Source organism: Streptomyces tricolor (genome assembly GCF_002155905.1).
In the GTDB taxonomy this organism is placed as follows: Bacteria; Actinomycetota; Actinomycetes; order Streptomycetales; family Streptomycetaceae; genus Streptomyces; species Streptomyces tricolor.
This window is the reverse complement of sequence record NZ_MUMF01000543.1, coordinates 1-411: the sequence shown is the minus strand read 5'-3', so window position 1 is coordinate 411 and position 411 is coordinate 1. Positions and strand designations below refer to the sequence as shown.

1 pseudogene is annotated in these 411 nt (G+C 75.2%); it reads left to right on the top strand.

The window, feature by feature from the left end:
* A pseudogene (locus tag CCN44_RS33045) lies at window positions 1–411 on the top strand (FUSC family protein); the annotation flags it as partial.

Below are 411 nucleotides of genomic sequence, written 5' to 3'. Positions count from 1 at the left end.
GTCGGCGCCGGCGTCTACGCCCGCCGGTGGGGCCCGCGCGGACACAGCCTCGGCGTGTTCGCCTTCATGACCTTCTTCGTGGCCCAGTTCCTGCACGCCACCCCGGGGCAGCTGCCCGAGCTGTACACCGCCGTCCTGCTCTCCGTGCTCACCGCGGCCGTCGTACGGTTCGGTCTGTGGTGCTACGAGCGCCGGCTGCCCCCGGCCCCCGTACCCGCCCCGCCCGCCGGAACCGGGCTGGCCCGCGTGACCACCCGGCAGGCCGTCCAGGCGACCGCCGGTGCCGGCTTCGCGCTCGTCGTGGGCCAGCTGGTGTCGGGACAGCGGTGGTACTGGGCCGTCGGCGCCACCTGGTGGATCTTCGTCAACACCGCCTCGCGCGGCGAGACGCTGGTCCGCGGCTTCCGCCGG